Genomic DNA, 4,301 nt, shown 5'->3' with positions numbered 1-4,301 from the left:
AAACATAGTTTCCACTTGCAGCAGTATTAATAGTGGATGGACTCCAAGTTCCCACAATTCCATTTGGTGAAGTTGGATCTAGAGCAGGAGGAGTGGCTCCGCTACATAACGTCAAATTCGTTGCAAAATTTGGAACAAGTACAGGGTCAACCGTTACAATTAAAGTGACTTGCGAAGCACATTGATTGGCATTCGGTGTAAAAACATAATTTCCACTTGTAGTAGTATTGATAGTAGATGGATTCCAAGTTCCAGCAATCCCATTGGGTGAAGTTGTATTTAAAGTTGGAGCAGTTGATCCACTACACAATGTCAAAGTTGTAGCAAAATCAGGAACAATTGTAGTAGTAACGTTTACCACTAATGTTATCGGCAAAGCACACTCATTTGTATTGGGAGTGAAAATATAATTTCCGCTCGTAATAGTATTGATAGTGGATGGATTCCATGTTCCAATGATTCCATTCGGCGAAGTAGTATTTAAAGGTGGGGCTGTTGATCCGCTACACAACGTTAAAGATGNNAAACATAGTTTCCACTTGCAGCATTATTAATAGTGGATGGACTCCAAGTTCCAACAATTCCATTTGGTGAAGTTGGATCTAGAGTAGGAGGAGTGGCTCCGTTACATAACGTCAAATTCGTTGCAAAATTCGGAACAAGTATAGGGTCAATCGTTACAATTAAAGTGACTTGCGAAGCACATTGATTTGCATTCGGTGTAAAAACATAATTTCCACTTGTGGTAGTATTGATAGTAGATGGATTCCAAGTTCCAGCAATCCCATTGGGTGAAGTTGTATTTAAAGTTGGAGCAGTTGATCCACTACACAATGTCAAAGTTGTAGCAAAATCAGGAACAATTGTAGTAGTAACGTTTACCACTAATGTTATCGGCAAAGCACACTCATTTGTATTGGGAGTGAAAATATAATTTCCGCTAGCTGTATTATTTATCGTTGATGGATTCCATGTTCCCACAATTCCGTTTGGCGAAGTAGTATTTAAATTAGGTACAGTATCTCCACTACAAAAGGTAAGTGTTGTTGGAAAATCAGGTGTGACATTCGTATTCACAACAATAGTCATTGTAGTTTCAGTAGCACACTGTCCCGCATCTGGGGTAAAAGTATAAATGGTAGTCGTCAAGTTATTCAAAGTGGGTGACCAACTTCCGGTGATGCCATTATTAGAAGTGGTTGGTAAAGGAGCTAAAAATTCACCTTCACATATAGGATCTACTTGTGTAAAAAGAGGCAAAATATCTTCTGTTACATTAATTGTGATGAACTCTCTACATGTTTCTCCATTTACGGTTACATCCACCCAATATTCTGTTGTTTCTGAGGGTGTAACAGCAATATCCATTGTTGTATCTCCGGTTGACCACAAATAAGAAATGTTATATTGTAGATTACTTACTGTAGTTGCCAATACAAACACACGTTGTACCATCGTATCGCCAAAATCATTAATTACAATACGATCAATTGCCATCGGTGAAGGCAAAGGAATATTTATTCGGTCTAATCTACGGTTTCCGTTTCCACTAGTCCAATAGTTTACTGTATTGACATTATTTATCATACTTGTGAAAGCTGCACTATTATTGAAATCTCGGATATCGTCGTCGCCAATTAAATCTTTAACATAAACCAATTGGTTATTGTTATAAAACTCAACATTTAACAGTGCTGGCATTCCGGGAGAGCCCCAATATGTATTGGCAAATAAACTAAAATCAGTTATTATATTACAATCAGGTTGTAAGGTTAGCGACCTAGGATTAGGTCCGGAATCATAGCGTGCACTCCAGCTATTTAATGCATTTGCCCAAGGATGGATGTAAAACGGCACTCCATTAAATACAAAATTTCCACTTTGTGCTCCGGTTAATAAAGTGCTTCCACTGAATGATGTGTCGGAAGGATTACAGTTATAATCACTTGAAAAATCTAAAATAGTAAATTCATCAATAGAAAAATGAGTTTCTGAAACTGATAAATTTACTGTTTCACCTTCGCAAATAGTAGTGGCACTAGCTGTGATTTGTGTTTGTATTAATGTAACTGAAACAGCAAATCGCTCACTGCTTTCTACACCATTTATGGTTTGAGAAGCAAAATATACTTGACATTCTACTAATGGTGTGGATGAATCTAAAGGTGTACCTCCAACAGCAGTGTCATACCATAAAATATCTGTGCCATTGGCAGTTAGTGAACTCACAGTTGGGTTTTCTGAAAAACAAATTATTTGTAATGGATTCCCGGTGGGTGGTGTATCGATAATTATTGTTACTACCAATTCAATACTTGTAGCACATTGATTTGGATTAGGTGTAAAAACATATATTCCTGAAGCAGTATTACTAACCACTGACGGACTCCATGTTCCGTTGATACCATTAGGAGAAACAGCAGATAAAGCAGGAATCGTAGCACCAAGAGAATAAGTAGCCGAAGTAGGGAAATCGGGTGTAACAGAAGGGGAAACTGTAATGGTTACTTGATCTGTAATGGTTAATCCACAACTGTTGGTTGCTGTTAGCGTTACTAAGATTGATCCTGAAGCATTGGAAGGAATTGTATAAGATGTTGTTAAAGAAGTAGCATCATTAAAATTTCCACTTGTAGCTGTCCATTCTACAAAGTCATGCCCTTCAGCTGTTCCTGTTAATGAAATATTATCTCCTGGACATGCTGTGATATTCGGATTGTTAATGTCAACTAAAAAAGGTTGAACAGGAGCCGAACAGCCATAGTTTACATAGGTCGCAAGTCCTGAAGGAGTAAACAAAACTGTAGCACCGTCAGAAGAAACATTTTGACCTGTTGGATTAACTAAAAGACTTCTGTCGTAAGTGGCTACATCAAAACAAGCACCAAAAGTCATCGTTAATGTTCTTAGGCCAGCTCCGAAATTGGCAAAATGTCCAGTTGTTGTTGTTGCGTTATTTTGAAAAACAATGTAAATATCTTCAGTAAGTGCTCCAAATGAGTTCTGCGTGGTATCAAAATTAAAACTTGTCACTAAAATAACAGATGCATTAGCAGGAAGAATTCCTCCGGTAGGTTCAATTAATTCTCCACAACCACCTGCATTTAAAATATCTGTATTAAGTGTTGCTACTTTTGTGGCTGTAACGGCATTTTGAACTAGTCCTTGCCAACCATTATTTGGCCAATTTACATTCATTGTTGCCGTATTAAGAGGGGCTCCGCCAACTTTAAAACGAACCATTTCATTAAATCCTTCTTGTCCACCACAAGCATCGACCAAAATACTTTCTATTTCAAAACATTGACTGTATGTGTTTTGTGTAAATAGGAAAAAAAGAAAAAGTTTTAAAAGTATAGTTTTCAAATCAAAAGAATTATTACAAAATTAATTTAAAACAAGCTAATAGTTTAATGTAAGGGCATTAAGTAAATGTTATTAATCCAATGAGAACTAATTTTGAAGGCAAAGAGTTAATCATACAGATCAATCTCGTCAAGAAATTAAACTATTACAGTATGTAAAATATATTTGAATTTAGTTAACCTGACGATTAATATAAACCCAACCGGTTACTTGTTTACCATCTGATTTATTAAGTAAATAGTAGTAAGTTCCATCAGGTAATTCATGACCGTTGTCTGATTGACCATACCATTCATTTAAATAATTATTCTTACTGTAAATTTTTCTTCCGTATCTGTTAAAAATAGAAATACTTTCAACACCTAAACCGGTTAAATCAAACGAATCATTTAGCCCATCATTATTTGGAGAAATTCCTTTTGGAATTCCACAAAAAGCATTAAAAATGGTGACTTCTCTTGTTTCTTCGCAACCTTCATCAGTAACTATTTTTAATGAAAAAGTTTTTGGAAAAACGTTTGTAATGCCATTAGAGTTCAAAAGTTCTGTTACATTTAAAAATGATTCTTGACTTAATATAGTTGAACTATTTTCCAACGTCCACTCATAATTAGCATCAGTTGAAGGATTTTCGATAATACTTTCGATAATGAAATTTCTATCATCACATTTTTCATTAAATGTAAAATCAAAATTAGTAACCGTCACAGCCAAAATTAGTGGTGCAGCACATTGATTAGGTTCCGGTGTAAAAGTATAATTTCCACTTGTTGTATTATTGATGGTCGCAGGACTCCAAGTTCCAACAATTCCATTTGGAGAAGTTGTGTTTAACGTTGGAGTAGTGGTTCCGGAACACAAAGTCAAAGTTGTGGCAAAATCAGGAACTATATTATTTGTTACCGTTACAATTAATGTTACTGGTGAAGCACATT

At 35.7% G+C, this 4,301-nt stretch carries 1 protein-coding gene and 1 pseudogene; both read right to left on the bottom strand.

Annotated features, from left to right (window positions below; translation table 11 throughout):
• Positions 1-511 (bottom strand): annotated as a pseudogene (locus B4N66_RS06410) (gliding motility-associated C-terminal domain-containing protein); the annotation flags it as partial.
• A gap of 3,026 nt (positions 512-3,537) precedes the next feature.
• Positions 3,538-4,301: gliding motility-associated C-terminal domain-containing protein (locus tag B4N66_RS06405; protein WP_291093256.1), on the bottom strand; the 764-nt coding region annotated here is incomplete at its 5' end.

The sequence above is a fragment of the Flavobacterium sp. UBA2787 genome (assembly GCA_002352205.1).
Classification (GTDB): domain Bacteria; phylum Bacteroidota; class Bacteroidia; order Flavobacteriales; family Flavobacteriaceae; genus Flavobacterium.
Note: the sequence above shows the minus strand (reverse complement) of the source record. Positions and strands in the feature narration are given on the sequence as shown.